The sequence below is a fragment of the Pseudomonas sp. fls2-241-R2A-110 genome (assembly GCF_030209165.1).
Lineage (GTDB): Bacteria > Pseudomonadota > Gammaproteobacteria > Pseudomonadales > Pseudomonadaceae > Aquipseudomonas.
On sequence record NZ_JARVSN010000025.1, the window covers coordinates 1 to 26259 of the forward strand.

The following is a 26259-nucleotide window of genomic DNA, read 5'->3' on the forward strand; positions in this document are numbered from 1 at the left end:
ACTTGGCGCTCTTCCAAGTGACCCGCCGTCAGGGCGGAACCAATAGCCGCCGTTAACGCAGAAACGGATATGTACCCAACCCCAAAACTTTCTTAAGCGAACCGCATTACGGTAAACCGGGACTTTGTTTGTCGAAAACCCCGTCTGAGGAGGATTTTAAACGCACGATTCAGGTGATAGGGTGGCGCTTTTTATCCAGGGACGAATTCATGTTTAAAGTGCGTTGGACTGTTCTGGCAGTGATGTCGGCTATTTCTTTTGCTGGCATGAGTCTGGCGCACGCCCAGACGCAAGGTGAGATCCAGACCAATCAAACGGTTTGCGATGCCTTCCGTACATTGGCCGGCTCGATCATGCAGTCTCGCCAGAATGGCGAGTCCAAGGCCAGTCTGCTGGCGGTGAAATCGGGTAACCCTGACCACGACAAGTTAGGCGCGATGCTGATCAACGAAGCGTACAGCCAGCCTGTCCTCGATACGCCTGAGCTCAAGAGCAGCGCCATCATTACGTTCGCGGATAAATGGCGGAACACCTGTAACCATCCCGTTTCCAGTTAACGGGAAAGCACAGCGAGCCGTTCAGTAACCCCCGCCGCCCGTACTGTGCGAGGGCTCCCTGGCTCTCTGTTGTGCGTTGCTCCATTCCGCACAGGTCATGAAGCTTTTGTGGTCGACCTTGCCCCGGTCATCGAAGCTGATGTTGTACGGCTTCTGTTGGCCGGCCTGCTTGAGCTTGTAATCAAAACAGGTGCCAGGCACCACGGTGCGTTCGCTTATCGCTGAAGGCTGGCCGCCAATTTGCTCGACCTGATCCTTGCTCATCCCGGTCTCGACTTTGGCAACCAGCGGCTGATCACGATAGACATGTGAATCACTGCTGCAGCCAGCCGTCGCCGCCAGCACAACAACCAGCGCCAATAGAGGCGTGTTCATGGCAACGCTCCCGTCAGTGAGCTTTCGTTCGTCTGATCACCTTTGCTTTGACTTCTTCGGCATAACCCGCCAGTCGCTCTTCATCACCTTGAAACAATTCGCACAGCTTCTGCGTTGCTTGTGCATCCACATCATTACCGGCCAGGCGCAACTGCTCTGCTATGCGCAAGAGTTCCACTGCCGACCACCTCAGGTCCGACGCAACGCCTTGCAGGTCACGCCGAAGTTGGTTCTCATCTTCGCTAAGCCACATGATGATCTCCTGCAATACTCCGCTAAGAAAAGCGTAGTCCCATTTGGCTGGGGCGAAATGTGTGTTCGTCTGATCCACGGGAGAGGGAAGGGCTTCCATTGGTCGGGAAGATGAGTGGGTTTGAGCCAGCGTGATGTCGTAGTGATGAAGTGAATTTTCGCTAGGGCGAGGCCATATCAAATGTCGAATACCGATGATTTCAGATTTCATGCGCATGAGTTGATTGTTGATCTGGACGCTGCAACCACGGAAATGATGAAACTGATTTCTGCCCATCAACTAAGCGGCCCGGAGTGGGAACGGGTCACTCAATGGCAACATGAAGCGTATGAACGATGGATGACGTATTTGAACAAAAGGTCATACCCAGGCCCTGGTGAGAACAACATCAACTCCTGACGTTATTCCGATGGATGTCTGGACCGCTACGCGCTACATTTCCCGTTTTTCGGGATAAGGAAGCGTCATGCGGATGTGGATTGGGGGAATTGCGGTGGTGATGCTGGCAGGTTGTTCGTTGCCGGCATCCCTGGTGCCAGGCGAGCCTAACCTCAGCAAATACAGTAACAAGATACCCAAGGACTATGCCGCCTGCGTTCTACCGCTGTGGCAGCAGCAAATCTCCAAAACGACTCAGACCCCGATTTCCAATGGCTACCGGATCAAAGCGCCGAGCATTATCACGGCTGACGAGATTCTGGACATTGTGAAATATAAGGACGGCAGTCGCATTTCGCTGTATCAGGGACCACCGTGGGCCAAGTCGGACGCGATGCGCAAGGCGGTTCGCAGCTGCTTGTAGAGATCGCTCAATGGCGACTTCATTTATCAGTGCCGTATGTCGGAGCCGAGGAACACTGACCGATCAGGCGCCTTCCAAGAGAAAGACTGTCCTTGGAAGTGTGGCGATGAATGACGATTTGAAAAAAAATGCCCTGGATACCTGGTACAAAATCTTGAACGAGCCGCAACTTCGTATGGATTGCGAAGAACAGTACGACGAGTTGCTCAAGGCTGCTGACGAGATGGAGCGTACCGGGCTGATCAACAGTGCGGAATGGCGCGAGTTGGTGCGGCAAGCGGGCACGGCATTTTCAAAAGCCATAGAAAGCGTGGACGGCGGCACTTAGGTGATCCATGCCTGCCTTTATGGCAGTTCCTCCCAACTGACCTGTATCAACCCTGACGACTGGGCGTGGACTCGAAGCGCTTCTTCGTTTTGCTGATCGTGGTTTTCCCCATACGAAAGCCCGATCCCCGAGTGCAGGCATGCGTAATACCATGCGTCGGCGTCGGTCATGTGTGAGTCGGGTTGAACAAAAATATGACGACTCTTTTTTAGGCTGTAAGTGATTTGAAAATGTCGACGGCGGATCATCCGATTCTCCTGGTGCTGCCACTACGACATTAGTGGCGTAGTGCCAGTTCCCTCGGTTTTCGGACTTTTATCAACTTCCTCGAAACGCGAAGTTTTTTATCCCGTCATGTTCGATATTTTGGCGAGTTGACGCCGGAGCGCTCAACCCGCATGCATTGAAGGCACTCATCGTTGAGCTGCAAGCATTCCTTGTCGGCGTCTTCCCTGGTTGCATAGTGAGTGGGTAGTCGTCGCTTTTCTTCATTGTCATAAAGGTTGAATCCGATCGATGCAGTTTTGCAGTAGAAGCGCGATCCGTTGCGCGTCGATCCCGTTTCCGTGGGGATTGCAGGAACAACAGCGAATCTTGGAATCATCTTCACGTACTCCTTTTCGAATTCCCCTTAACGTGTAGCGGCTACTGGCCACTACCGCAAGGGTGCGCCTGAAGTATCCGATGAACAGGCCGTCCGCAGAAAAGGGCGGGTCGATGCCGGCTGTGGAGAGCCGTCAGGAGGTTGGTTGGCGCCGATCCAGGCCAGAAGGATTGCTGGCATTTATCAACCTTCTCTCGAGCAGGATATTTTGCAGAGCCTGCCGCGCGACAGGCTCTAGCTGATGCTCTCGCTTCTTGAGTTCAAGGAGTATCGGGCTGGACCAGGTGCGATAGGTTTTTTCAGCTTGAGGAATGGATGTCATCTATCTCTCCTTGATCAGGCGACCGCCAATGAATCAGGCAGTTTGGGTTCGGTAAATACCCTAGTTGAGGAAACGGATTTTCGCCAAGAATTTGCACTGCAATGGTGCGCTTGATTTTCACAGCGAGCGTTGCGCCAGAGCGCTAAAGGTTTTAGCCGTCCATTCCTGACAGGAATGCAGCACATAAAATTAATGAATTTTTATTATTTGAACGTGTGGCGTAGCTTGATTTCAGGACATGGAGAACCGCCTTGAAAATATCCTCACTCAACGCCGCCGAAAAATTTGATACCTCCCGGGCCAATGATTACGGCCGGCAGAGCCGTATTGCACTCGCCGGATACGACGCTTGCCAGGACTTGGCGGCCTGTATGCTGGCGGCAAGCCTTGGCCCTGCAGACTCGGCAAAAATACTGGTGGTGGGCGCTGGTGGTACGGCACAGGAAATTATTGCCATGGCCAGGCTTGAACCCGGTTGGCGCTTCACCGCCGTTGATCCGTCCGAGCCGATGCTGGAGGCCGCGAAGCAGCAGTTGGAAGCCAACAACTTGCTTGAAAGAACAACCCTGCATCTTGGGCATGTTGAAGACCTGGCAGCAGACGAATCATACGACGCAGCCACCCTGATCGGCGTGCTGCATCATCTTGAAGGGGACGACGCCAAGCGACACATTCTACGGTCCATTCGGGCTCATCTAAAACCGGATGCGCCACTGATTGTCGCGGGCAACCAATACGCTTATGCGAGTCAGCCGTTGCTGCTGGCCGCCTGGGGGCAGCGTTGGCGGCAGCATGGCGCCAGCCCGGACGAGGTAAAGGCCAAGCTTGGGAAAATTCTTCAAGGCGCCGATCCTCCGCATTCCGAAGCGGCGGTTCAAAAGCTGTTGCATGACGCAGGATTTGGCGACGCAACCCGTTTTTTTAGCAGCCTTTTCTGGGGGGCGTGGTTAACGTGCAAAGTGGCTTGAGCAACGCAGCCGGCCGATGTCTGCCTATCGATCCAGTAGCGGTGCCAGCAGTGCACACATGCCGCGCCAGTGGGAACCCTCCCAGTAAATTCGCTGGCAAGCGTCGCAGCGCACGAAGTGCGAATAGAGGGCGCCAACGCGGGGCGGGACTCGCGCCCGGGCCAGTTCCGGGCTGATCTCGTGCAGCGGCAGATTGCAATGCAGGCACAGGCTGAAGGGCCGCGCGCTTCGCGCCAGGTCGAGGCGCTCGTAGATTTCGCGCAGTTGCAGGGACGGTTTCAGGGCATGCACGTAGCAGCCGTGGCTGATGATGCGCCGCTTGAGCAAATCGCGGTCGCGGGTCAGCACGATGCGTCCTTGGTGCGCCGCGATCTCGGCGATCTGGCCATCCTCGAAGCCGTTGTCGTAGAGGGTGTCGAAGCCGCTCATGCGCAGCAGGCTGGCAAGTCCGCCCAGGTGCGCATCGGCGATGAAGCGCAGCACCCGTAGCGGTTGCGCGCGAACCTTTAGCAACGGGCTGATATCCAGCGCTTCGAATTTGGGATACACCGCCAGCCGGTCACCGTCGAAGATCAACCGTTCGAAGCCCACTGACTCGCCGTTGAGCAACACCAGTTCGACCTCCGTGTGCGGTATCCCGAGCGCCTCGATCATGTGCTTGACCGTCGCCCCTCGCGCGCACTCGCAGGTGAATGACTGCCGCCGCCGTTCGGCCGGCAGGAAATCGTTGAGCTCCTCGTAGAAGCGGAAGGTTGCACGGGTCATGCTCAACAGTATGGCAGGGCAGCTCAATCGCCGCCCCGCCTGCTGTCACTATTGGCTGGAGCGGATCGCTCCACCGTCGATCAGCAAGTTCTGCCCGGTCAGGTAGCTTGCATGATGGCTGCAAACGAAGGCGCACAGCGCTCCGAATTCCTCGGGTGTGCCGAAGCGTTTGGCAGGGATTTCGCTGCGGCATTCGTCTAGGAATGCCTCACTGTCTTGCCCCATCTCCTGGGCCGCGGCGACCAGGTTGTCACGCAGTCGATCAGTGTCGAAGGAGCCGGGTTGCAGGTTGTTGATCGTCACGTTGCGACTGGCAATGTTTTCTTGCCGGGCCAGCCCTGCGATGAATCCCGTCAGACCACTGCGAGCACCATTGGACAGGCCCAGGCTTTCGATGGGGGACTTCACGGCACTCGAGGTGATGTTGATGATCCGGCCAAATCCGCGAGCCGCCATACCGTCCACGGTTGCCTTGATCAACTCGATGGGCGTGAGCATGTTGGCATCCAGCGCCTTGAGCCAGGCGTCGCGGTTCCATTCGCGAAAATCCCCGGGAGGAGGGCCGCCAGCGTTGTTGATCAAGATATCGAAATGCTCATGGGCGTTGAGTGCTGCGGCCCGGCCTTCAGGCGTCGAAATGTCTCCGGCGACGGCGATGACGGTCACCTCAGGATTGATCGCTCTGAGCTGACGGGCTGTTTCATTCAGCGTCTGCTCGCCTCGTGCCGTGATTACCACGTTCACGCCTTCGTGGACGAGTGCCTGTGCGCAAGCTTTACCCAGACCTTTGCTGGCGGCGCACACCAGCGCCCAACGTCCTGCGATTCCAAGGTTCATGCGTGTTTTCCTGAAAGAACGAAGCTCAAAAAAGGGGTTGCCTGATCATGCATGATCCGCTGCGACCGGCGTGTTTGGCGCTCGAACACCGATCCCCATAAAGCGTCGAACGCGTTCTCCTTCGGCATCGCAGCGTATGGTTTCAGGCGCGGCATCGAGTTGAATATTGCCGTTTTCCATGAAAATCACCCGATCGGAAATCGACATCGCAAAGTCCATTTCGTGGGTCACGATCACCATGGTCATGCCTTCTTTGGCCAAGTCGCGGATCACGTTGAGCACGTCGTTGACCAGTTCCGGGTCGAGGGCCGAGGTCGGCTCGTCGAACAGCATGATCTGCGGCTCCATGGCCAGGGCCCGAGCGATCGCCACGCGCTGTTGCTGTCCGCCGGAGAGCTGGTGCGGGTACTTGTGGGCATGGGCCAGCAGGCCGACCTTGTCCAGTAGCGCATAAGCACGATGTTCGCTCAGCTCGCCCGGCTGGCCGTGGTAACGCGGGGCCAGCGTGACGTTGTCGAGAATGGTGCGGTGCGGGAACAGGTTGAAGTTCTGGAACACCATGCCGATGTGGCGCACGCCTTTGCGCAGGCGCGAGCTGTTGGGTTTGTCCGAGGCTTCGATGAATTTTTCGCCGAACAACAGAATGTCACCGGTATCGATGCTTTCCAGGCCGTTGACCGTGCGGATCAGCGACGTTTTGCCAGAGCCGGATGGCCCGATGATCGAGACCACTTCGCCGTATTGGACATTCAGGTCGATGCCCAGCAGCACTTTGTGCGTGCCATAGCTCTTCTGGATGTTCTTGAGTTGCAGGATGGGCGTCGCATTGGTGCCGGCGGCTTTGCGCGCGCTGTCGGGCAATGCTTCGGCACAGGCCTTGAGCTTGGCGATGGCGGCCGCGTCGAGTGTATGCGGCTTACGGAAATTCAGGTCCAGGTAGCGCTCCAGACGCTGCAGGAAGAAGCCGAAGACGGTGACGATCAACACGTAGTACACGCCGACCGCCGCCAGGGTTTCCATGACCAGGAAGTTAGTGGCGTAGAGACGTTGCCCGACGGTGAGAATTTCGGTCAGGGAGATGACCGAGACCAACGATGTCAGCTTGACCACCGTGATGTATTCATTGATCAAGGTGGGCAGCGAAATACGGAATGCCTGGGGGATCACGATCAAGCGTTGCATGCCGAGCAGGCCGACGCCCAATGCGCGCCCGGCTTCTTTCTGGCCCTTGGCCACGGAAATCAGACCACCACGATGGATTTCCGCCATGTACGCCGCTTCGGTGACTACCAGGGCCAGCAAACCGGAGTAGAAGGGATTGGACAGAATCGGTCCGCTACCGGGAAACAATTGCGGCAGGTTGTAGACGAACACCACCAGCACCAGCAACGGGATGCTGCGAAAGAACCAGATGTAGACCGCTGCGGGAATGCGCAGCAAGGGCGATTGGGACAGCTTGGCCGTGGCCAGGACGAAACCCAGCAGCATGCCGATGAACCAGGCCAGGGCACTGAGTTGGATGACTGTTATGCAGGCATGCCAGAAGTCCGGAAGGGAGAACAGCGAGAGAAAATACGACCAATCGAATTGCATGGGACACCTCGATCTGCCGCCCCGAAGCGGGGAGGCAGATGACCAATCTATAAGGACAAATTCTTAGTTGGCAGTCGGTTCTTCCAAGCCATATTTTTTAAGAATGGCGGCGTATTCACCGCTCTTTTTGGTCTCCTCGAAGGCCGTTTGCATGGCCTTGAAGGTTTCGTCGTTACCTTTCTTGACGAAGATGCCCAGGGTTTGCTGATAAATCGGGTGCTCGGTGGTAATCACGACGCGCCCATTGGTTTTTTCCGCGATCATTTTGGCGGCGCCGGCGATTTCAACCTGGGCCTGAATGTTCTTGGACAACAGGGCCTGGGTCACTTCAGGCGCCGAAGGGTATTCGCTGACGGTGATCGCGCCTTTGTTGTTCGGCACGCAGTAGTCATCAGACAGCTTCCTGAATTCCTTGACCCAGGTCGTGCCCTGTTCAAGGCCCAGTTTCAAGCCGCACAGGTCTTCAGGTTTTTTCGCATTGATCTCGCTGCCCTTGGGCACCATGACCGCGGCACCGGTGTTGGCATAGGCGATGGTCTGGGCCTGAGTCTGGCGCTCCGGCGTGATGTACATGCCGGAAATGACCGCGTCGTACTTGGCGGAATTCAAGCCCAGGATCAGGCTCGGGAACTTGGTGTCGACGAACTCCACCTTGGCGTTCATGTGCTTGGCCAATGCCGCTGCCAGCTCAGGGTCCGAACCCACCACGTTCTTGTCTTTGTCATAGGACTCGAAAGGCGGGTAGGTGATTTCCATGCCGACCTTGAACGTATCTGCCGCAGCCATGCTCACGGAGGCACCGAGCATTCCGGCTGCCAATACAGCCAAGCTCAACAGATTTTTTTTGTTGTTTTTCATTTTTCACTGACTCCGGCGTAGGTAAGGGATGTGGCTGAAAACTTCAATCAGGACGGTTGAGCCTGATTTTTCAAATGTCCGAAACTGGCGGGCTTGCGTGCCTTGCCTGGCAGTTGAACTTCCCCATTGGCCACCCTGTGACGCAGATACTGATAGGTCTGCAGCGCCTGGCCATACATGTGTTCGCCGATCGTGATCTCTTCGTAATCGTTGCCTTCCTGGGCGAACCCTGGCAGTGGTTTGATCTGGGTGTGATAGTCGCAGGCATAAAACAGCGGGAAGGAATAACGCTCTTCTTTCACGCTGCGTACCCGGTGCGCGGTGGCAACGAATGCGCCTGCCGTCATCACCTCCAGCATGTCGCCGATGTTGACCACAAAGGCATCGGCAATCGGTGGTGCATCGATCCACTCTCCGAGGTTGTTCATCACCTCAAGGCCGGGTTTGTCGGCCAGGAGAATGGTGAAACACTCGTAATCAGTATGGGCGCCAAGTCCCGGTGCGTCATGGGCTGCACCGTCGAACGGGTAGTGGATCAGGCGTAGTTTGGACGGCGGTCGGGTGACCAGGCTGTCGAAGTAGTTTTCTTCCAGGCCCAGGGTCAGGGCAAAGCCGCTGAACAGGCGCCGGCCGAGGGCGAAGATCGCTTCGTAGTAGGCCTGCACCGCCGGCTTGAAACCCGGCAGCTGTGGCCAGTCGTTGGGCCCCAGCAGCGGGGTGTTGGCTAGCACCAGCGGGTCATTGGCCGGGACTTCGAAGCCGACGTCGAAGGCTTCCTTGTGGTCTGGCTTGCCTTTGGAATAGACCTCTTCGCCTTCGGGCACAAAGCCCTTGTGGGTTTGCGAGGTGCCGATGTAGTGCCGCATTTTGGTGTCCAGGGACTGGTCGAAATAGTCCTTGGCTGCCTGGCGCAGGTTGGCGATCAGTTGCGGGTCGATACCGTGGTCGGTGATATAGAGGAACCCGACTTCGCTGGCGGCGCGCCCCAATTCTTCGGCCACGGCGAGACGGTGTTCCAGTTCCACACTGAACAGACCGGCGATGTTGACCACCGGGATGCTGTTGAAATTGGCTTTTTGTGGGTCAGTGCTGGCGCTGTTGTTTTTATTGTCAGGCATGACGCATCGGCTCCCTAAGGATGGCTTGGGTGGTGGAAACGCTCGAAGTGTTTGCGCTCGGTCTGGCCCATCCACACGTTCAACGACCACAGGTCGGCGACCGGGACATTGGTGAAGGGCAAATGGTGCAGGTAGCCGTCGGCGCCAAATTCCGGGGTCAGGGTGCTGACCTGGTAACCGCGCGCTTGCTGCGATCGCCAGATGCTTTCCCAATGCTGTTGATGGAACGCCAGTTCTTTTGCGTACTCGGGCGCTGCCGGGTGCGGAACCTGCGGGCCCTGGTCGTAACCGACCCGAGCCTGAATATGGTGAACCCGCTCGACGAAAGCGCTCAGGTCATCGGCCGGGTCGTTCAACAGGCGCTCGCAGGTCACGACCCAATGGCTGATGTCACTGGTGAACAGCAGATCGGGCAGTTGCCGGATCAACTCCAGGGTCACCCAAGGGTTGAACAGTGAACGCGAGCGGTGCGTTTCGAAACTGCAGACCTGTCCGTGCTTGCGCGCCAGGTCCAGCGCCTGGCCAAAAAACTCCACTTGTTGTGGCAAGGTCCAGCGGTCGTTGCCCGCCAGCACGTTGACGAAACGTGGACCGAGTTCAGCAGCCCAGGCGAGTTTCTGGTCGAGGTCATTGAGGTGCACGGCAGGCGTTGCCGACTGGTCCGGCAGCACGTCGTACGCGGTGAAGACGGTGCTGATATAGCCCAGGCGATTGGCCTGGAGAAAGGCGCCAAACTCAGCCCGCTCACGGGCGTCCAGTGGCAGGCGTGCTTCCATGCCATCAAAGCCCGCTTGCAGCAACTCCTCAAGCGCCTGAGCCTTGCTGGCGGTGTAACCCCACAGCGTGCGGAAAATTTCCAGCTTCATCGGTGATCCTCAAAAATCCAGGGCCTACTGCAAAAGCACTTCAACGGCGCCAAGTCACCAAGCGATCAATGGTCAGCGGGGCAGAGGACTTCAGGTCTGGATCTCTGCGTAAATCTGATCCACTGAGCGATACCAGGCGGGTTCGCTGTGGAGCCGATGTTAGGCACAGGCCGGGCGACGAAAGAATCTGAAAGTTCAAATGAATACTTCAGACTTTCATTAACAAATAGCTAGCTACTTATCTGGCTTGCCAAGAGGAATTTGCTGGGTGCATACGTGTCTGCGTTGGCTATCAGCGCGAGGTGCCACTGTTACGGCATTATTTTGAAGAGTCCCAAGCGACAAGGGCCGTCGAAGAGTGAAGATTCAGCGCTTGTAACGCAGCGCATCAACGACCACGCCAAACGCTGACGAGTGCTCGCGGCGGTTTGGGTAGTAGAGATGGTAACCGGGGAAGGGCTGGCACCAATCCTCCAGAAACCGCAACAGACTCCCGTCGCCAATTTCCTTCGTCACCATATCTTCTGGCAGGAACGCCAATCCGCAGCCCGCGACTGCCGCGCGCAGGATGGGCAGGCTGCTGTTGAACGTCCACTGACCTTCGACGCGTGCCTTCAGCTCGTGACCGTCCTTCTCGAAATCCCATTGCAGGAGGCTGCCGTGGGTCGGCAGACGCAGATTGATGCAACTGTGTTCGGCGAGATCGCCTGGCACTGTCGGCGGTGATCGCCGCTTGAAATACTCGGGGGAGCCGACAACCGCCATCCGCAACGCAGGGCCGATGGGCACAGCGATCATGTCCTTGGCCACTTGATCGCCCAGCCGCACGCCTGCGTCATAGCGCTGCGCGACGATGTCGGAAAGGGCGTAGTCGACCGTGATTTCGACCTTGATGTCTGGATAGTCTGGAAGCACTTTCAACAGTTTTGGCCACAGAATATTGTTCGCGGCATGCTCCGAAGCCGAGATCCGCACATTGCCTGCCGGGGTATCGCGAAACTCGCTGACGGCGGCCAATTCAAGTTCGATTTCCTCAAAGCGCGGCGCCATGGACAGGTACAGCCGCTGACCCGCTTCGGTCGGTGACACGCTGCGTGTGGTGCGAGTCAGCAGCCGAACACCGAGTCGGGTTTCGAGGGCGCGCATCGTGTGGCTGAGGGCGGATTGCGAGACCCCCAGTTGTGCGGCCGCGCGTGTAAAGCTGCCCTCGCGGGTGATGACCACGAAGGCCTGGAGGTCATTGAGATTGGCTCGGGACATTGCTGAGAGACTCTCATGAGAGGCGGGGCATTACTGCATGTAAGCATGCCCCAATGGAGTGCACGCATTTTTTGTAGCAAAGGCGCGGGAACAGGCGTGCCGGGAAATGGCTTCCCGGCCGAGGGTGATAGAACGAACCCGGGTGAAGTCTGGGATCACAGCGTTCTGGCGTAAAACCCGGAGAGCTTGTCTATGGCCGTGTCGACATAGCGTGGAACCCAATAGGTTTCGATATGGGTTGCCCCGTCGATCTTGAACAGTTCCTTGTCTTGGGTGCCTGTGGCCTTGGCGAACGCATCTTCGGTCATGTACAGGCTGTCGGCCTTGCTGCCGGCAATCATCAGTAACGGCTGGCGGATCAGGTCGATCTGCTGGGTGGCGTCGAAGCGCATCAGGTCGAGCAAACTGCTCGTGGTGTACTTGAAGGTCGAGTTGGGATGGGCGTGAGTCTTCCAGTAGTACTCGTAGCCTTGGCGGTAGAGATCGAATGGCAATTTCGCGATCTGCTCATCCGTCAGATTGGCATCCCCTGAATAGAGGATTTCGCCGCCGGCCGCTTCCTTGGCGCGAGCCGCCGAGGCCTGTTGCAAGCGTTGCTCAAGGGTGTCCAGTTGCGAGTCGGCGTAGCCATTGCGGCGAACCCGCCCTGAGTTGAACATGCTCACCGTCGCCAGCGACTTGAAGCGTTTGTCGGTTTCAGCCGCAGCCAGGGAATACCCGCCGCCGCCACAGATGCCGAGCAGGCCCAGGCGCTTGCCGTCGACGCCGGCATACTGGGTAATGAAATCCGCCATGCCATGAATGTCTTCAATACGCGATGCCGGTTTGTCGACACTGCGCGGTTGTCCTGCGCTGGCGCCCTGGTAAGCGGCATCTGCCGTGATGGTGATATAGCCTTGTTCCGCCAGGCGTTGCGCATAAAGACCTGCCACTTGCTCTTTCACCCCGCCATTGGGATGCGCGACGACGATACTTGGATAGGCTTTCTTGGGGTCGTAGTTGGCCGGGGTATAAACGTTGGCCGCTATATCCAGGCCATTGAGCTTGTAGCTGACCGGATGGATATTGACCTTGCCGGGCTCATTCTTGCTGATCGCACCGTCGTAGACCAAGGTAAAGGGATTCTTTTTATAGTCAGCGGCGATGGCCTCGCCACCGCAGACGCTGGCCATTGCAGCCATGAGCGTGGCTTTCAAAATTGTGTTTCTCATGTGAAGTCTCCTGTGTGTTCAAGCAACGCAGCGGTGCAGCCCCTCATCGGTCCAGGCTCTTTTCGGCGAGGAATCTGGAGACCAGGTCCGCGATCTGTACGTTGTTCAAGTCCGACATGGGGAAATGGGTATTGCCCTTGATACCGATCTGCGGCAGATGGATCAGCGTGACGTCGCCGCCATGCCTGTTGACCGTGTCGCGCCACGTTCGAGCCATGCTCAGTCGGGCACGCCAGCTGTCTTGGGCGGGCAGGTCGACGGCCTGCTCAGGGATGTTGTCGCCGTAAACGACCAGGATCGGAATCCGCGTGAGCGCCATGAACTGCGCCAGTGGCACTGCCGCTCCCTGCACGGTGTCGAACGCGCTGGGAATCGGTGCGGGCACTTCACCTTCCGGAAAGACAAAACTGCTGCCGGGCTCGAACGCCACAATCGCCTTGACCTTGTCGTTCTTGATCGCGGTCAGCCAACCTGGCCCACCACCCTGGGAGTGAGTGAACAGGATGCCCGGGCCAATCCTGTCAAACAGCGCCGACACCCCAGCTGAGACCACTGCCATGTCGAAGGGGCCGGTATTGGGCGTCATTGCGCGGAAAAACTGTTCGCGGGTTTGCGCATCCTGAGCCACCTGCACACCTTTGAAATAGTTGGGCCACAGGCCGATACGGAACTGGTTGAACCAGAGCTGCTCGTCCGGCGTCGGCTTGAGCGTGGCCTCGACCATGCTGCGGCCGGCATTACCGCGACGCGGTTGATCGATCAGATACACGCCGAACTGACGGCGCAGGAAGATGTTCTGGAAACCTTCGCGACCATCGGCGGTGGTTTCCCAGGTCTTGGAGAACTGGCCCGCGCCGTGCCACATGACGATGGGCAGTTTTCGGGCATTGACCGGAATCTGGTAGAACGCGTAGGCATGGTCGCCATGGTAGGTCTGGCCGTTCGGTTCCATCGGTTTGCGCGGATCGAACAGGCCAGGCGCCGTGGTCATCGTCCCGCCAGCGGTGAAGCTGCCTTGTTGCTGAATCAGCAAGGGGCCATTGGCGTTACTGGAGCCCTGAGTTGCGCAGGCGGCAAGCAAGCCGAGCAGGGCGATGCCCAGCAGATTTTTTCCGATCTTCATCTTCAACCTCCAGACGCGGCGAGTGCCTGCGTCAGTGCTGCGCTTGCACGCTTGGCCGTTTGTTCATCCATGTGCTCGGCCAGCAGCTCAGTGACGTGCTGTAACTGCGAGGCGCTCAACCCGACCCGCATGCTCGCCCGCATATGCGAGCGCAACTGCGACTCCACACCCGGGGTTGCGGCCAGCGCGCCGACGGTGGCCAGTTCCCGGCTTTGCCAATCGAGGTTGTCGCGCTCGAAGATGTCGCCGAACAAATGGGTTTGCAGGAACTGGTTGATGACGGGCGCGAACTCGAACACCGGGCCTTTGACCGGTCCGCCGGAGATCCGGGTTTGGTTGGCCGTGCCTGCAGCAAGCAAGGCAGCACCGGTTGGAATCGCGCGGCCGGGTTCACGCCCCGGCGCGTCGTCGATGCCACGCTGTTTGCGCGCCTGCACCAGTTTCATCAGCTCATCCAGCGCGTTGAGGCTGCGCGGGAAACCCACATAGGCGTATAGCTGCACGAGGATTTCCCGGGTTTCGCTGACCGTCAGGCCAGCGTCCAGGCCTTGGCCCAAGGCGGCGTTGAGCCTGGGCCTATCGCTGACGGCCATGGCGGCGGCGATCAACGGAATGGCTTGTTGTCTGGCGGACAGCGTGTCTGACGCGGATTGTGTATCGGGCAGCTTGCCGGTCGACTTCGATGGGTCCGCGTAGTCCTTGTCTGAAACCTTCTCTGCCCAGGTGACGGATTTGCCGTCTTCGGCTTCGGCGATGGCGATGTGGGTCATGCCGGTAGTCGCCGTGGCACCATGCCAATGGCGCACGTTGGGCGGGATCCAGACGATATCCCCCGGCCGGATCTCCTGACGTGGACCACCTGCCTGCTGCACGTAGCCCATGCCGGCGGTGACGATCAGCGTCTGCCCCAGCGGATGGGTGTGCCAAGCCGTGCGCGCACCGGGTTCAAAAGTCACCGTGCCACCGCCGACGCGGGCAGGGGGCTCAGCCTTGAAAAGGCCATCGACATGCACTGTGCCCGTGAAGTTATCTGCAGCGCCTTCGATTGAAGGCTGAGAGCCCGCACGGCTGATGCGCACTTCGTTGGCGGTTTGGGCGCAGGCTTCTCCGGTCAGGAGCGCCAAGGCAACCAGTGGTGCAATCAGTGTTTTCATATAGGGCGTCCCTGCAAAAGGGTGAGTCGACAGTGAAGCTTTTTCAAAAGCGCTGCCGCTCTCACCGTGATGGATTCAGAGCCCGGTCATCTTCAGCGCAGGCTCGGGCAACCGATCCCCTTGCACCTGGATCCGGGACGTCTGCTCGTTGATCAAGCGCAGATCCTCACGGGTCAGATCCAGTTCGATAGCCCCAAGGTTTTCTTCCAGGCGATGCGGTTTCGTCGTGCCGGGAATCGGCACGATCCACGGCTTCTGTGCCATCAGCCAGGCCAGTGCTACCTGTGCCGGGGTCGCGTTTTTACGCTGGGCGACAGCTTTTACCACCTCGACCAACGCCAGGTTAGCCTTGCGCGCCTCCACAGAAAAACGGGGTACGGCGTTTCTAAAGTCGGATGCTTCGAACTGCGTGTTCTCGTCAATTTTGCCGGTCAGGAAACCTGCGCCGAGCGGGCTGAAGGGCACAAAACCAATGCCCAGCTCCTCCAGCACAGCCAAAAGCTCGAGCTCCGGGCCACGCCAGAAGAGTGAATATTCGCTCTGTACGGCCGTCACTGGCTGAACCGCATGGGCCCGGCGAATCGTCTCGACACCCGCCTCTGAGAGACCGAAATGCTTGACCTTGCCTTCGGCGATCAAGTCCTTGATGGTGCCGGCTACGTCTTCGATCGGCACGGCTGGATCGACGCGGTGCTGGTAAAACAGATCAATGCGGTCAGTGCGCAGGCGTTTCAACGAAGCTTCGGCCACCGCCCGGATATGCTCCGGGCGACTGTTGGTACCGCCGCTGCGTTCGCCGGTGATCAGATCGATGTCGAAACCGAACTTGGTGGCTATAACGACCTGGTCGCGAATCGGCTGCAGGGCCTCACCCAGTAGCGCCTCATTGCTGAAGGGGCCGTAAGCCTCGGCGGTATCGAACATGGTGACGCCGCGATCATGAGCGGTACGGATCAGCTTGATCATGTCCTGCTTGTCGGCAGCAGGCCCATACGCCGACGTCATGCTCATGCACCCAAGACCCAGTGCCGACACTTGCAGGCCATTACCCAGCGTGCGAGTTTTCATTGATCTACTCCAGTAAAGAAATTGAGTGCCCATCAGTGGTGGTTGAAGGGCGAGCTGGCGAGGGCAGTGACGACCGTGGGGCGAAGGGTGTTCATGCCCGTTGCCGTCAGCGCCCGACACGTGCCTTCAGAGATTCGGGATAGCGGTCGCCCTGGATATGGATCTGCGAGAGTGTCGACTCGATTGCCTGAAGTTCGGCCTCCGAGAGCGAGAGGGACACGCTGCCGATATTTTCTTCCAGGCGATGCAGTTTGGTCGTCCCGGGGATAGGAACGATCCACGGCGCCTTTGCGAGCAACCAGGCCAGCGCGATCTGCGCCGGGGTCGCCTCCTTCTGTGCCGCAATCTCGCGGATCAACACCACCAGACCCTGATTGGCGTGCAGGGCCTCCTTGCTGAAGCGAGGCACAATGCTGCGGAAATCGTCGCTGCCGAATGAAGCATCCGCCGACACGGTTCCGGTGAGAAAACCCTTGCCCAACGGGCTGAAAGGCACGAAGCCGATTCCCAGCTCCGCGAGTGTCGGCAGTATTTCCAGCTCCGGCTCACGCCACCACAGGGAGTATTCGCTTTGCAGCGCCGTGACCGGCTGTACCGCGTGGGCCCGGCGAATGGTTTGCGCGCCCGCTTCCGACAGGCCGAAGTGCTTGACCTTGCCTTCCTGGATCAGCGCCTTGACCACCCCCGCGACCTCTTCGATGGGAACGTCTGGATCGACTCGGTGCTGGTAGAGCAAATCGATGAAGTCTGTCTTTAAACGGCGCAGCGAGCCCTCGACCGCGACACGGATATGTTCCGGGCGACTGTTGAGGATCTGCTGTTTGTTGTCCGCGCCAAAGGTGAAGCCGAACTTGGTGGCAATGACGACTTGATCGCGCACGGGGGCCAGTGCCTCACCTACCACTTGCTCGTTCAGGTAGGGGCCGTAGACCTCGGCAGTGTCGAAAAAAGTCACGCCGTGATCGACCGCCGCGCGGATCAGCGAGATGGCTTCCCCGGTGTCGGTAGCGGCGCCATAGCCATGACTGAGGCCCATGCAACCGAGTCCCAAGGCCGAGACTTCAAGAGAACTGTTTCCGAGTTTCCGCTTTTGCATTGTGGATCTCCCTGCCTGGCGAGCGGCTTGAAGCCGAACGCCAGAAGTTAAGAACAGACTGCACTTTGCCTGGAGCGGCGTGTGCAATTGCGCTGTGAACACACTAAGGGAGGGCGGTTGGTGAAACTAGATGGGTAAATCGGCAAGGACCTATGAGCTGTGTTCATTAGTGTCCGGTGCCAACCCGAGGGTGGCGTGATTGAAATAAACGCTGACAGCATCCAGGAATTCAATTTCCGCACGTTTGGTCATCATATGGATGATGCCTCGCTCGGCGGTGTTTTGCCGGTTAGCGGGGTAGGCTGGAAATGATGCCTCCGTCCTGTAAGCCATGAATGAATATGCAGCCTCAAGGCAAAGACGCCGCCCTGGCGTCAGGTGGCGCGTCGGAGAATGGAGCGAGCACGACCGATGACCGGCGCATCCACCATTTGCCCATCAAGTGTGAAGACACCTTCTCCTGAACTCGCCGCGTTGATAATCCGTTGCGCCCAGTGCAGTTCCTCCGGGCTGGGTTTTAACGCTTGATGGATGATCGCCACTTGGCTTGGATGGATGCATAGCGCACCACCAAAGCCCATGTCACGGGCGAACTGGACGGCATTGTGCAGACCAGCGGTGTCCTGGATTGAGGGGAAGACGCCGTCCAGCGCCGGTGAAAGACCGGCCACCCGCGTGCAGATTAATACGGCGTAGCGGGCGTGACTGAGTATCTCTTCGGCGGCAGGGCTGCCGGTGGTCAGGTTCAGGTCCAGACCTAGATCGAGGCTACCGAACGACAAGCGTTCAACGCCTTGAGCGTTGGCAATCTCGTTAAGGGCAGCCAAGCCTTTGGCGCTTTCAATGATCGGCCAGATCGGCTTTTCACTGCGAGCTGCGGCAGCGACTTGCGCCGCGCTTTCTGCTTTGGGCAGCAGTAGGGCAGTCACGCCGGCATAACGTCGGCAAATTTCCAGATCGGCAGCGTGCGCCCAATGATCCGGCGCATTCACGCGAACCAGAATCCGCGCGCCCGGATTTTCACTCAGGAAGCGTTCCAAATTATCCCTGGCCTGTTCCTTGAGGTTTTCCTGCACGGCGTCTTCCAGATCGACAATGACCCGGTCCGCGCCGCTGGCGATGGCTTTGGAGATGCGCTCCGCACGAGTCGCCGGTACAAACAGGGCAGAGCGAACAATCGATGGACTCATGGTGTTTCTCCTTCGCTGAACTGGACTTCGCCTAGCTGCGCGACCCCGTCCTGATTGCCTGCCCAGACCTGCGCCTTGCCGCGGTCGATCAAACGTCCACCGATTTCGAATTGCTGAGGCGAAATCAGCGGGCGAAGCCCACGAAAGGTGAAACGCTCCAATCGTGCAGTCGGGCGCGCTCGGGTGAAAGCACGTAAGTTCAGTGTCGCGATCAGAGGGCCATGCACCACCAGCCCCGGGTAGCCTTCGGTTTCGGTGACGTAGGGCCAGTCGTAGTGAATTCGATGGCCATTGAAGGTGACGGCGGAATAACGGAACAGCAGGGTCGGGGAAGGCTCGACCTGTTCATGCCACTGGCCTTCGGGGAGCGCTTCGGTGCCGCTCAATTTTGGTGGAGTGGGTTCCCGGTAGACGATGTCCTGCTCGTCCTGAAGTGCACGCTGGCCGTCCTGGAAATACTCGTGGCGTACCGTGACGAACAGTAACGAGCCGGTGCGACCGTGCTTCTCTTCGACATTGAGAATGGTCGAAATACAGGTCACCTCAGCCTCTACCTTCAGCGGTTGATAGAACTCAATTCGGCTGCCGGCCCACATGCGATTGCGGTTATGGGCCGGTGGCAGGAATCCGCCGAGCGCTGGATGACCATCCGGGCCCAGTTCGCTGGCCATAACGGGTTCTTGAAAGAATGCCCAATGCCACAGCGGCGGCAGTGGTTCGCCGGGTTGCGGCGCCTCTTCGCTCAATGTCGCGGCCATTCGTTTAACCAGGTTCAAGCTGATTCGGTCCTGGCTTTCCTGGCGGCGGCCAATCCAGGCGGAAAAATCGGGACTGCTCATATCCATTGCTCCTGTCGGTCAATCATCAGGCCAGGGCGGCCATTTCGGGTATTGCTTCGAACCAGTCCGCCACCAAGCGTTGCAGGCAGGCATCTTGTTTTCAGATCAAGGCTAAATCGCCCCGGCTGCGCGCATTTGTTCAATACGATCCGTGCCCAGCCCTAGTTCCCTGAGCACCTGTTCGGTGTGCTGGCCGAGGCCCGGTACGGCATCCATACGAGGCTCGAATGCGCTGTTGCTGCCAGGAGGTATCAAGCTCGGGACGGTGCCGGCAGAGGTTTCTACTTCACGCCAGCGATCACGTGCCTGAAGTTGCGGATGGTCCCAGACACCTTGCATGTCGTTGACGCGAGCGTTGGCAATTAGCGCATGCTCCAACCGATCAAACACGGCATCGAAATTGAGAGTGGAGAACGATTCGACGATGAGTGCTCGCAGCGCCGAACGGTTCTCGACGCGCTTGAAATTGGCAGAGAAGCGTTTGTCTTTCGCCAGTTCAGGCGTCAGCAGTACCTTGTCGCAAAACAGCTGCCATTCGCGCTCATTCTGCAAACCCAGCATCACGGTGGAGCCGTCACCGATGGGGAAGGGGCCGTAGGGGTAAATGGTGGCGTGCGCGGCACCTGCTCGAGGTGGAGGAGGTGCGCCGTCGTAGGCGTAGTACATTGGGTAATTCATCCACTCGACCAGGCTTTCCAGCATCGACACATCGAGGTGGCTACCTTCACCAGTGCGTCCCCGCAACAGCAGTGCTGAAAGAATTCCGGTGTAGGCGTACATGCCCGCCGCGATGTCAGCAATCGAGCAACCTGCCTTGGCCATTTCATTCTCACCCGGTCCTCCGGTGACCGATAGAAAGCCGCCTTCACTCTGGATCAACAGGTCATAAGCTTTTTTCTTTTCATAGGGGCCGCCTGCGCCATAGCCTGAAATGTCACAAACGATCAGGCGCGGAAACCGCTGGTGCAGCACCTCGAAAGACAGGCCCATTCGCGCAGATGCTCCCGGCGCCAGGTTCTGCACCAGGACATCGGCCGTAGCCAGCAAACTGTCCAGCACGTCGGTGGCCGACTCTTGTTTCAGGTCGAGGGTCAGGCTTTCTTTCGAGCGATTGGTCCAGACGAAGTGAGAGGCGAGGCCGTTGACGCGTTGGTCGTAACCTCTGGCGAAGTCACCCGTACCGGGGCGTTCGACCTTGATGACACGTGCGCCGAGATCGGCCAGTTGTCGGGTGCAGAAGGGCGCTGCGATGGCATGTTCAAGGCTGACGACGGTAATGCCATCGAGCGGACGTAGGCCGTTGGGCTGGCTCATGATTTTTTTCTCTCTTGCTTTTAGAAAGAGCGCGGCAGTTCGAGCAGGTGTTCGGCGACGTACGACAGGATCAGGTTGGTGGAGATGGGCGCCACCTGATACAGACGGGTTTCACGGAATTTGCGCTCGACGTCGTACTCGCAGGCAAAACCAAAACCACCATGGGTCTGCAAGCACGCATTGGCGGCTTCCCAGGAGGCTTTCGCCGCAAGATATTTGGCCATATTGGCGCTGGCCCCGGCGTTGATACCGCTGTCGTATTCCTCGCATGCACGCCAGCGCATCAGGTCAGCGGCTTCAATCTCGATGTGCGCTTCAGCGATGGGGAACTGGACGCCCTGGTTCTGCCCGATCGGGCGCCCAAACACCACGCGGTCGCAGGCATAGGCACTGGCCTTCTCGATAAACCAGCGGCCGTCACCGATGCATTCGGCGGCGATCAGGGTGCGCTCGGCGTTCAGTCCGTCGAGGATGTAGCGGAAACCTTTGCCTTCCTCACCGATCAGGCTGTCAGCGGGGATTTCCAGGTTGTCGAAGAACAACTCGTTGGTCTCGTGGTTGACCATGTTGGCAATTGGCTGCACGGTCAGACCGTTACCGATGGCTTCACGCAGGTCCACGAGGAAGATCGACATGCCTTCGGATTTTTTCTTCACGTCAGCCAAAGGAGTAGTACGCGCTAGCAGGATCATCAGGTCGGAATGCTGAACGCGTGAGATCCACACCTTCTGCCCGTTGATCACGTACTTGTCACCTTTGCGCACGGCGGTGGTCTTTATCTTTGTGGTGTCGGTGCCGGTGGTGGGCTCAGTCACGGCCATCGATTGCAGGCGCAATTCACCGCTGGCCAGTTTCGGCAGGTAATAGCTTTTCTGCGCCTCACTGCCGTGACGCAGCAAGGTGAACATGTTGTACATCTGTCCGTGCACGGTGCCGGAGTTGCCGCCGCAGCGGTTCACTTCTTCTAGAATTACCGAGGCCTCGGCCAGCCCAAGGCCGGAGCCGCCATATTCGGCAGGGATCAGCGCTGCCAGCCAACCCGCATCGGTCAGGGCCTTGACGAAGGTTTCCGGAAAGCCTTTTTCTTCGTCGACTTTGCGCCAGTAAGCCGCATCGAATTCAGCGCACAGAGCACGTACGCCCTCGCGGATGGCATTGAGTTCTTCAGAGTTACGGTCAGTCATTATTATTCTCCTCAACGCGTCACGCATGGCATCAGCCCTGCGTGACCGGGTCCGGGCAAAGAGCAATCAGATCGGGTTGAAACCCAAGGCGGCACGAAAGCGATTCTTGACGTAGTGACCATCGCGCGGTGGCAGCACCCGTGGCGGGTTTTCTGCTTTGATCTTGATCGTCGCGAGCTTGACTCCATCGCGGGTCGCAAAGCGCTCGCGCAGGTCATGTACGCCTTCCATGTCGCGGATTTCATCGGTCCAGCCGAAGCCGCAAGTCTTCGCCACCTGGTCGAGGGAAATACCAAAACCGGCGTGGCTGACTTGCATGCCGGTCTCCCCAAAGTGACCGTTGTCCAGCACAGCGATGGTCAGGTTGGCGGGCTTTTGCAGTGCCACCGTGGCCAGCGCTCCGAAGCCCATGAGCAACTCGCCGTCTCCGGTGACCACCACGACCGACTTGTCTGGCTGCGCATTCGCCAGGCCCAGCCCCACAGTGATTGCGCTGCCCATGGCAGCCCACAGGTAATAATTCAGATCGTTGTCACCGGCAGCCATGACGTCGTAGGACGCCGAACCGAGACCCGTCACGACCAGCACGTCTTTGCGGTCGGCCAGAAGGGCTTTAACCACTTCGCGCCGGCACAGTATGTGGTTTGCGCTTACTTGACCCATTTCTTTTCTCCAATCAGGCGCTGACCGAGCAGCAGGGCAGTGGACGAATCACCGTTGAAGGCCATGGTCGCGGCACCGTGCAGCAACGGAGCGACGTCTTCTGGAACGTCTGCACGCCAGGTCATAACCTTCATCAGATTCAGGGCAGCTTCGGTGGCCTGACCCATCGGGTTCTGCCATGCGTTGAATTCGGCCCAGTCGCCGCGCATGGTGACCACCATCAACAGCGGAAAGCCGGCGCAGACTTGCAGGGCGAGGGTGTTGATGCAGTTACCGACACCGCTTGATTGCATCAACAGGGCACCGCGCTCGCCACCCAGCCACGCACCTGCCAGGTAGCCGATGCCTTCTTCTTCGGTGGTCAGGACGACGGCCTTGATGTCCGGATCCGCATACGACATGCGAATCGCTGCCGAGTGGCCTGCATCCGGTACGAAGACCACGTGTTTGACGTCGTGGGCTTTGAGCACGCGAAACACGTCCTCCTGCCAATCCTGTCCCACGGTATGTTCTGCTTCTGTTGACATGCCCATCTCCCAAGCAGTGCTGCTTTTGTGTTTTCACTCATTCTGGGAGGGATGGAAGAGAAGAACGACTACCGTTTTTGTCTTTGAGATATGCCCATTTTGTATAGCTGGAAGGTGAATGCGTGGCCTGCCGGGTAATCGCGATAGCCACGCTTTATGGGAAGGGAAATGATTAACGGAGTGAGGTGCAGAAGGTACGGATAGCCTCGCACGCCCGGCGCAATGAAGCGTCATCCAGGGCGTAGGCAATGCGAATGTAAGGGCCGAGGCCAAAAGCGCTGCCATGCACTACGGCTACATCCGCTTCGTCGAGCAGCGCATGCGCGACATCTTCATCGGTGTGCAATACCAGGCCACCGGGTGAGGTGCGACCGATCAATCCGGCACAGGACGCGAACGCGTAGAACGCCCCGGCCGGACTGACGCATTCAAGCCCCGGCGTAGCATTCAGCAGCGCCACCATCAAATCGCGACGACTCTGGAACGCCGCTCGGCTTTCACGGATGAAATCCTTGGGACCTTCCAGCGCCGCGAGCGCAGCCTGTTGCGACACAGAGCAGGCGCCAGAGGTTTGCTGACCTTGCAGTTTTTCCATGGCGTCCAGCAGCCAGCGCGGCCCAGTGGTGAAACCGATTCGCCAGCCGGTCATGGCATAGGCCTTGGACACCCCGTTCATGGTCAGGGTGCGCGGTGCCAGCCGTGGTTCGACTTGGGCCAGGGTATGGAACGTTTGATCGTCGAAGATCAGGTGCTCGTAGATGTCATCGGCCAAAATCAGCACGTGAGGGTGAGCCAGCAACACCTCAGCCAGGGCGTGCAGTTCTTCCCGGCTGTACACCGCACCGGTCGGATTGGACGGCGAATTGAGGATCAGCCAACGAGTCTGCGGGGTGATCGCGGCGGCGAGTGCGGAGGGCGTCAGCTTGAAACCGGTGTCGGCATCGCAGGTAACGACTCGGGCTTGACCCCCGCACAGTTGAACCATCTCCGGGTAACTGACCCAGTACGGTGCCGGCACGATTACCTGGTCCCCCTCGTTGAGGGTCGCGGCCAGGGCGTTGTAGATCACCTGTTTGCCACCGTTGCACACCAGGGTGTCTTGCCAGGTGACGTCCAGGCCGTTCTCGCGGCGGAACTTGGCGGCCACCGCTTCCCGCAGTGAACGCACGCCGGCGACCTGGGTGTAGCGGGTGTGGCCGTGTTCAATGGCCTGAATGGCCGCTTCGCGCACGTGCTTGGGCGTATCGAAATCGGGCTCGCCGGCGCACAGCGAAATAATCTGAGCACCTTGTGCCCGGCGCTCTGCCACCCGATCCATGATCCGGTAAGTCGCGGAAGGCTGCGCGGCGGCCAGACGCTGATTCAGACGCTGGATATCGGCGCTCATGCGCGGGTTCTCCACTCAGTCAGGTTCATCAGTTCCAGTGTCGAGCGGCCTTCGGTCAACGCCTGCATCATCTGCGCTTCCTTGCTCGCGCGCGCCTCGCCTTCGGCCAGGGTGCGTGCCGCATCCGCCTTGGGAATGATGATCACACCGTCATCGTCAGCCACCACCCAGTCGCCCTGTGCCACGAAGGCACCGTTGAAGTTGAACGGTTGCCCCACCGAAGGCGCACTGGCCTTGACCGTGCCTTTCACCGAAATACCGCGTGCAAACACTGGGAACTGGCGCTTTCTCAGGGCCGCGATATCGCGCACGCCGCCATCAATCACCAGCCCGACCACACCAGCCGCTTCAGCCGCCACGGTCAGCACTTCGCCCCAATAACCGGCGATGAAGCCACCCGTACCCACGACCAGCACGCTGCCACGGGGCACACGTTCCATCGCCAGGTGCAGGGCAAGGTTGTCACCCGGCGAGCATTCCAGGGGGTAAGCGGGGGCGCAGATGAAGGCGCCGTCCCAGATCGGGCGGATTGCACTGTCGACCGCGCAAGGCAGATGGGACGCTTCATACAGCGTCGAGCTGCCCAGCACCTTTGCCCGCGCATGAAAATCCAGGGGGAGGGGGAGCGTGGTCATCAGACTTTCCTCTGCAGGCTGTGGTAACCCAGTGCGGCCCGGGCTTCTTTAAGGGTTTTGCCTTGGCTGATCAGCGCACGAATGTCGGCTTCGACCGATTCGATTTGACGGGCACACGCGGCCACTTCAGCTGCACGAGCTCGGGGGACGACCACCACACCGTTGGCGTCGGCGACCACGATGTCACGGGCACAGACCCGGGCGGCACCGATGGACACCGGCTGGTTGACCGACTGAACCTGCACCCGATCTTTACCGGTGCGCATGAAACGACCTTTGCTGAAAATCGGGTAGTCATCGCCCAGCGCTTTGTTCACGTCACGGCAAACACCGTCGATGACCGTGGCTGCGATCTGCCGAGTACCGGCGTACTGGGTCATGATGTCGCCCCAGACGGTGCAATCGGTGCGGCCGCCGTTGTCGATGACCACCACGTCGCCGGGCGCAACGTCTTCAATGAAATCGCCAACGGTGCCGGGAGGTACGCTGGCCGAGACGTACTGCACGGTAAACGCCGGGCCGACGATAACCTTGCGGTAGTTGTCCAGTGGCGCCACACCGAGGCATTGACCGGGCAGGCCGAGTTTGTCCATTGCGTCAGATACGCCCGGGGTGTCGAGGCCTTCAAACAAGGCGACCAGTTCTTTGTCTTCGATATTCATCGGGCGTGCTCCACTTGGATAGCTTCGAATTGGCTGTCATGCATCACTTCGGCGACCGAGCGACCGCTGCGAACAGCCTCGACCATGCCGTCCTGGCGGTGGGCAATACGCTCGCCAAGGTCGAGAACTTTCTCGATATAGGCTGAGGGCACGAATACGGTGCCGCAGGTATCGGCGATGACATAGTCGTTCTCGCTGACGTCGACGCCGGCCACGTTGATGGTTACTGCGGCATCGATCTGGATCACCCGATTGCGGGCACTGATCATGGTCACGCCGCGGCCATAAACCGGGTAGGCAATTGACTCGCTGCCGTCGATGTCGCGGCTGAAACCGTCGATGACCGTGCCGCGTACTTTCTTGCTGGTCGCTGCGTTGGCGAGGATGTCGCCCCAGCAGGAGATGCCTTCGATTCCACCGGCGATCACCAGCACACGATCGTCGCTGTCGATCTGTTCCACCACGGGGGTAATCAGGTGCACAGTGGGGACGTTGTCGGATTTAGGAGCCAGCAGCACGGTGCTGGCGCGGCCGACAATCTTTGGGCAGTTCCACAACGGGCGCAGCCCAACGGTGGCACCCGGCAAGCCGAGGAAGTCGAGCGCATCGGAAACCGTGTTGGTGTCCAGCGCCGCCAAGCGATCCAGCAAACTCTTATTGATCATGGGAAGCCCCAGTGGTGACGGAGGCGTCCAGTGTC

General features: G+C 58.8%; 32 protein-coding genes and 1 pseudogene. 5 read left to right on the top strand and 28 right to left on the bottom strand.

The annotated features are described in order from the left end of the window. The first annotated feature begins 209 nt into the window (after positions 1-209). Entirely contained in the window at positions 210-557 is a 348-nt protein-coding gene (locus QRN31_RS20775; protein WP_285434207.1) for a hypothetical protein, read from the top strand. A 21-nt stretch (positions 558-578) separates the two neighbouring features. Here the strand turns inward: QRN31_RS20775 and osmE are convergent, their stop codons facing one another. Both osmE and QRN31_RS20785 read right to left on the bottom strand, forming a co-directional pair. Then, positions 579-932 carry an osmotically-inducible lipoprotein OsmE gene (osmE, locus tag QRN31_RS20780; RefSeq protein ID WP_285434208.1) on the bottom strand — a complete coding sequence of 118 codons (354 nt, stop codon included), beginning with the start codon at positions 930-932 and terminating at the stop codon, positions 579-581. A gap of 13 nt (positions 933-945) precedes the next feature. Then, positions 946-1185, bottom strand: a complete 240-nt coding sequence (locus tag QRN31_RS20785) for a hypothetical protein (protein WP_208667934.1) — start codon at positions 1183-1185, stop codon at positions 946-948. 180 nt (positions 1186-1365) lie between these two features. On the opposite strand from QRN31_RS20785, the gene QRN31_RS20790 reads away from it, so the two are divergent. From QRN31_RS20790 to QRN31_RS20800, 3 genes are all read left to right on the top strand, one after another. Further along, a complete protein-coding gene (locus tag QRN31_RS20790) occupies positions 1366-1584 on the top strand; it encodes a hypothetical protein (protein WP_285434210.1) in 219 nt (72 codons plus the stop codon). Between the two features lie 67 nt (positions 1585-1651). Next, a complete protein-coding gene (locus QRN31_RS20795) occupies positions 1652-1987 on the top strand; it encodes a hypothetical protein (protein ID WP_285434211.1) in 336 nt (111 codons plus the stop codon). A gap of 106 nt (positions 1988-2093) precedes the next feature. After that, entirely contained in the window at positions 2094-2315 is a 222-nt protein-coding gene (locus QRN31_RS20800; RefSeq protein ID WP_285434212.1) for a hypothetical protein, read from the top strand. Between the two features lie 17 nt (positions 2316-2332). Here the strand turns inward: QRN31_RS20800 and QRN31_RS31455 are convergent, their stop codons facing one another. The 3 genes from QRN31_RS31455 to QRN31_RS20810 form a co-directional block, all read right to left on the bottom strand. Further along, positions 2333-2563, bottom strand: coding sequence for a DUF6555 family protein (locus tag QRN31_RS31455; protein WP_350310391.1), 231 nt, complete (start codon positions 2561-2563; stop codon positions 2333-2335). A 104-nt stretch (positions 2564-2667) separates the two neighbouring features. After that, the gene (locus QRN31_RS20805; protein ID WP_285434213.1) at positions 2668-2919 is read right to left on the bottom strand and encodes a hypothetical protein; all 252 of its coding nucleotides are present in this window, start codon (positions 2917-2919) and stop codon (positions 2668-2670) included. Positions 2920-3052: 133 nt separating this feature from the next. Next, positions 3053-3241: a hypothetical protein gene (locus tag QRN31_RS20810; RefSeq protein ID WP_285434214.1), complete on the bottom strand. Its 189-nt coding sequence runs from the start codon at positions 3239-3241 to the stop codon at positions 3053-3055. Positions 3242-3492: 251 nt separating this feature from the next. On the opposite strand from QRN31_RS20810, the gene QRN31_RS20815 reads away from it, so the two are divergent. Further along, positions 3493-4209, top strand: coding sequence for a class I SAM-dependent methyltransferase (locus QRN31_RS20815; RefSeq protein WP_285434216.1), 717 nt, complete (start codon positions 3493-3495; stop codon positions 4207-4209). A gap of 24 nt (positions 4210-4233) precedes the next feature. Here the strand turns inward: QRN31_RS20815 and QRN31_RS20820 are convergent, their stop codons facing one another. From QRN31_RS20820 to QRN31_RS20930, 23 genes and pseudogenes are all read right to left on the bottom strand, one after another. Beyond that, positions 4234-4974, bottom strand: coding sequence for a Mut7-C RNAse domain-containing protein (locus tag QRN31_RS20820; protein WP_285434218.1), 741 nt, complete (start codon positions 4972-4974; stop codon positions 4234-4236). Positions 4975-5022: 48 nt separating this feature from the next. After that, the gene (locus QRN31_RS20825; protein WP_285434219.1) at positions 5023-5811 is read right to left on the bottom strand and encodes an SDR family oxidoreductase; all 789 of its coding nucleotides are present in this window, start codon (positions 5809-5811) and stop codon (positions 5023-5025) included. A 45-nt stretch (positions 5812-5856) separates the two neighbouring features. After that, positions 5857-7404, bottom strand: coding sequence for an amino acid ABC transporter permease/ATP-binding protein (locus QRN31_RS20830; protein WP_285434220.1), 1548 nt, complete (start codon positions 7402-7404; stop codon positions 5857-5859). Positions 7405-7467: 63 nt separating this feature from the next. Continuing rightward, a complete protein-coding gene (locus tag QRN31_RS20835; protein WP_285434221.1) occupies positions 7468-8262 on the bottom strand; it encodes an ABC transporter substrate-binding protein in 795 nt (264 codons plus the stop codon). 47 nt (positions 8263-8309) lie between these two features. Next, a complete protein-coding gene (locus QRN31_RS20840; RefSeq protein WP_285434222.1) occupies positions 8310-9380 on the bottom strand; it encodes an isopenicillin N synthase family dioxygenase in 1071 nt (356 codons plus the stop codon). Positions 9381-9394: 14 nt separating this feature from the next. Next, positions 9395-10246 (bottom strand): sugar phosphate isomerase/epimerase family protein, encoded by an 852-nt coding sequence (locus tag QRN31_RS20845; RefSeq protein ID WP_285434223.1) that lies wholly within the window; start codon positions 10244-10246, stop codon positions 9395-9397. A gap of 366 nt (positions 10247-10612) precedes the next feature. After that, positions 10613-11506 carry a LysR family transcriptional regulator gene (locus QRN31_RS20850; protein WP_285434235.1) on the bottom strand — a complete coding sequence of 298 codons (894 nt, stop codon included), beginning with the start codon at positions 11504-11506 and terminating at the stop codon, positions 10613-10615. Between the two features lie 155 nt (positions 11507-11661). After that, positions 11662-12717 carry an alpha/beta hydrolase gene (locus QRN31_RS20855; protein WP_285434237.1) on the bottom strand — a complete coding sequence of 352 codons (1056 nt, stop codon included), beginning with the start codon at positions 12715-12717 and terminating at the stop codon, positions 11662-11664. Between the two features lie 43 nt (positions 12718-12760). Further along, positions 12761-13840: an alpha/beta hydrolase gene (locus tag QRN31_RS20860; RefSeq protein WP_285434239.1), complete on the bottom strand. Its 1080-nt coding sequence runs from the start codon at positions 13838-13840 to the stop codon at positions 12761-12763. A 2-nt stretch (positions 13841-13842) separates the two neighbouring features. Continuing rightward, entirely contained in the window at positions 13843-14994 is a 1152-nt protein-coding gene (locus QRN31_RS20865) for a (R)-mandelonitrile lyase (protein WP_285434240.1), read from the bottom strand. A 75-nt stretch (positions 14995-15069) separates the two neighbouring features. Further along, the gene (locus tag QRN31_RS20870; RefSeq protein WP_285434241.1) at positions 15070-16062 is read right to left on the bottom strand and encodes an aldo/keto reductase; all 993 of its coding nucleotides are present in this window, start codon (positions 16060-16062) and stop codon (positions 15070-15072) included. A 106-nt stretch (positions 16063-16168) separates the two neighbouring features. Beyond that, positions 16169-17158, bottom strand: a complete 990-nt coding sequence (locus QRN31_RS20875; protein ID WP_285434243.1) for an aldo/keto reductase — start codon at positions 17156-17158, stop codon at positions 16169-16171. A gap of 174 nt (positions 17159-17332) precedes the next feature. Next, positions 17333-17451, bottom strand: a pseudogene (locus QRN31_RS20880) (glutathione S-transferase); the annotation flags it as partial. Between the two features lie 81 nt (positions 17452-17532). Continuing rightward, on the bottom strand, positions 17533-18348 hold the full coding sequence (locus tag QRN31_RS20885; RefSeq protein ID WP_285434244.1) for an HpcH/HpaI aldolase/citrate lyase family protein: 816 nt from the start codon (positions 18346-18348) through the stop codon (positions 17533-17535). After that, positions 18345-19187 (bottom strand): HTD2 family dehydratase, encoded by an 843-nt coding sequence (locus tag QRN31_RS20890; RefSeq protein WP_285434245.1) that lies wholly within the window; start codon positions 19185-19187, stop codon positions 18345-18347. Before QRN31_RS20890 ends, QRN31_RS20885 begins: the two co-directional genes overlap by 4 nt. 111 nt (positions 19188-19298) lie before the next feature. Next, positions 19299-20501 (bottom strand): CaiB/BaiF CoA transferase family protein, encoded by a 1203-nt coding sequence (locus QRN31_RS20895; protein WP_285434246.1) that lies wholly within the window; start codon positions 20499-20501, stop codon positions 19299-19301. Between the two features lie 20 nt (positions 20502-20521). After that, a complete protein-coding gene (locus QRN31_RS20900) occupies positions 20522-21685 on the bottom strand; it encodes an acyl-CoA dehydrogenase family protein (RefSeq protein ID WP_285434248.1) in 1164 nt (387 codons plus the stop codon). Positions 21686-21751: 66 nt separating this feature from the next. Further along, complete coding sequence (locus tag QRN31_RS20905; RefSeq protein ID WP_285434249.1) at positions 21752-22348, bottom strand: thiamine pyrophosphate-dependent enzyme; 597 nt, start codon at positions 22346-22348, stop codon at positions 21752-21754. Next, positions 22336-22875 carry a thiamine pyrophosphate-binding protein gene (locus tag QRN31_RS20910; protein ID WP_163909878.1) on the bottom strand — a complete coding sequence of 180 codons (540 nt, stop codon included), beginning with the start codon at positions 22873-22875 and terminating at the stop codon, positions 22336-22338. Before QRN31_RS20910 ends, QRN31_RS20905 begins: the two co-directional genes overlap by 13 nt. A 172-nt stretch (positions 22876-23047) precedes the next feature. Then, the gene (locus tag QRN31_RS20915) at positions 23048-24262 is read right to left on the bottom strand and encodes a pyridoxal phosphate-dependent aminotransferase (RefSeq protein WP_285434252.1); all 1215 of its coding nucleotides are present in this window, start codon (positions 24260-24262) and stop codon (positions 23048-23050) included. Beyond that, positions 24259-24897 (bottom strand): RraA family protein, encoded by a 639-nt coding sequence (locus QRN31_RS20920; RefSeq protein ID WP_285434254.1) that lies wholly within the window; start codon positions 24895-24897, stop codon positions 24259-24261. Before QRN31_RS20920 ends, QRN31_RS20915 begins: the two co-directional genes overlap by 4 nt. Continuing rightward, positions 24897-25559, bottom strand: a complete 663-nt coding sequence (locus QRN31_RS20925) for an RraA family protein (RefSeq protein WP_285434255.1) — start codon at positions 25557-25559, stop codon at positions 24897-24899. The genes QRN31_RS20920 and QRN31_RS20925 overlap by 1 nt, the downstream gene beginning before the upstream one ends. Next, positions 25556-26224 (bottom strand): RraA family protein, encoded by a 669-nt coding sequence (locus QRN31_RS20930; protein ID WP_285434257.1) that lies wholly within the window; start codon positions 26222-26224, stop codon positions 25556-25558. Before QRN31_RS20930 ends, QRN31_RS20925 begins: the two co-directional genes overlap by 4 nt. Between the last annotated feature and the right edge of the window lie 35 nt (positions 26225-26259).

Excerpts from the sequence above, each read along its gene's own strand:
- QRN31_RS20775 (WP_285434207.1), top strand. The coding sequence starts at position 210 with ATGTTTAAAGTGCGTTGGACTGTTCTGGCAGTGATGTCGGCTATTTCT.
- osmE (WP_285434208.1), bottom strand. The coding sequence starts at position 932 with ATGAACACGCCTCTATTGGCGCTGGTTGTTGTGCTGGCGGCGACGGCT.
- QRN31_RS20785 (WP_208667934.1), bottom strand. The coding sequence starts at position 1,185 with ATGTGGCTTAGCGAAGATGAGAACCAACTTCGGCGTGACCTGCAAGGC.
- QRN31_RS20790 (WP_285434210.1), top strand. The coding sequence starts at position 1,366 with ATGTCGAATACCGATGATTTCAGATTTCATGCGCATGAGTTGATTGTT.
- QRN31_RS20795 (WP_285434211.1), top strand. The coding sequence starts at position 1,652 with ATGCGGATGTGGATTGGGGGAATTGCGGTGGTGATGCTGGCAGGTTGT.
- QRN31_RS20800 (WP_285434212.1), top strand. The coding sequence starts at position 2,094 with ATGAATGACGATTTGAAAAAAAATGCCCTGGATACCTGGTACAAAATC.
- QRN31_RS31455 (WP_350310391.1), bottom strand. The coding sequence starts at position 2,563 with ATGATCCGCCGTCGACATTTTCAAATCACTTACAGCCTAAAAAAGAGT.
- QRN31_RS20805 (WP_285434213.1), bottom strand. The coding sequence starts at position 2,919 with ATGATTCCAAGATTCGCTGTTGTTCCTGCAATCCCCACGGAAACGGGA.
- QRN31_RS20810 (WP_285434214.1), bottom strand. The coding sequence starts at position 3,241 with ATGACATCCATTCCTCAAGCTGAAAAAACCTATCGCACCTGGTCCAGC.
- QRN31_RS20820 (WP_285434218.1), bottom strand. The coding sequence starts at position 4,974 with ATGACCCGTGCAACCTTCCGCTTCTACGAGGAGCTCAACGATTTCCTG.
- QRN31_RS20825 (WP_285434219.1), bottom strand. The coding sequence starts at position 5,811 with ATGAACCTTGGAATCGCAGGACGTTGGGCGCTGGTGTGCGCCGCCAGC.
- QRN31_RS20830 (WP_285434220.1), bottom strand. The coding sequence starts at position 7,404 with ATGCAATTCGATTGGTCGTATTTTCTCTCGCTGTTCTCCCTTCCGGAC.
- QRN31_RS20835 (WP_285434221.1), bottom strand. The coding sequence starts at position 8,262 with ATGAAAAACAACAAAAAAAATCTGTTGAGCTTGGCTGTATTGGCAGCC.
- QRN31_RS20840 (WP_285434222.1), bottom strand. The coding sequence starts at position 9,380 with ATGCCTGACAATAAAAACAACAGCGCCAGCACTGACCCACAAAAAGCC.
- QRN31_RS20845 (WP_285434223.1), bottom strand. The coding sequence starts at position 10,246 with ATGAAGCTGGAAATTTTCCGCACGCTGTGGGGTTACACCGCCAGCAAG.
- QRN31_RS20850 (WP_285434235.1), bottom strand. The coding sequence starts at position 11,506 with ATGTCCCGAGCCAATCTCAATGACCTCCAGGCCTTCGTGGTCATCACC.
- QRN31_RS20855 (WP_285434237.1), bottom strand. The coding sequence starts at position 12,717 with ATGAGAAACACAATTTTGAAAGCCACGCTCATGGCTGCAATGGCCAGC.
- QRN31_RS20860 (WP_285434239.1), bottom strand. The coding sequence starts at position 13,840 with ATGAAGATCGGAAAAAATCTGCTGGGCATCGCCCTGCTCGGCTTGCTT.
- QRN31_RS20865 (WP_285434240.1), bottom strand. The coding sequence starts at position 14,994 with ATGAAAACACTGATTGCACCACTGGTTGCCTTGGCGCTCCTGACCGGA.
- QRN31_RS20870 (WP_285434241.1), bottom strand. The coding sequence starts at position 16,062 with ATGAAAACTCGCACGCTGGGTAATGGCCTGCAAGTGTCGGCACTGGGT.
- QRN31_RS20875 (WP_285434243.1), bottom strand. The coding sequence starts at position 17,158 with ATGCAAAAGCGGAAACTCGGAAACAGTTCTCTTGAAGTCTCGGCCTTG.
- QRN31_RS20885 (WP_285434244.1), bottom strand. The coding sequence starts at position 18,348 with ATGAGTCCATCGATTGTTCGCTCTGCCCTGTTTGTACCGGCGACTCGT.
- QRN31_RS20890 (WP_285434245.1), bottom strand. The coding sequence starts at position 19,187 with ATGAGCAGTCCCGATTTTTCCGCCTGGATTGGCCGCCGCCAGGAAAGC.
- QRN31_RS20895 (WP_285434246.1), bottom strand. The coding sequence starts at position 20,501 with ATGAGCCAGCCCAACGGCCTACGTCCGCTCGATGGCATTACCGTCGTC.
- QRN31_RS20900 (WP_285434248.1), bottom strand. The coding sequence starts at position 21,685 with ATGACTGACCGTAACTCTGAAGAACTCAATGCCATCCGCGAGGGCGTA.
- QRN31_RS20905 (WP_285434249.1), bottom strand. The coding sequence starts at position 22,348 with ATGGGTCAAGTAAGCGCAAACCACATACTGTGCCGGCGCGAAGTGGTT.
- QRN31_RS20910 (WP_163909878.1), bottom strand. The coding sequence starts at position 22,875 with ATGTCAACAGAAGCAGAACATACCGTGGGACAGGATTGGCAGGAGGAC.
- QRN31_RS20915 (WP_285434252.1), bottom strand. The coding sequence starts at position 24,262 with ATGAGCGCCGATATCCAGCGTCTGAATCAGCGTCTGGCCGCCGCGCAG.
- QRN31_RS20920 (WP_285434254.1), bottom strand. The coding sequence starts at position 24,897 with ATGACCACGCTCCCCCTCCCCCTGGATTTTCATGCGCGGGCAAAGGTG.
- QRN31_RS20925 (WP_285434255.1), bottom strand. The coding sequence starts at position 25,559 with ATGAATATCGAAGACAAAGAACTGGTCGCCTTGTTTGAAGGCCTCGAC.
- QRN31_RS20930 (WP_285434257.1), bottom strand. The coding sequence starts at position 26,224 with ATGATCAATAAGAGTTTGCTGGATCGCTTGGCGGCGCTGGACACCAAC.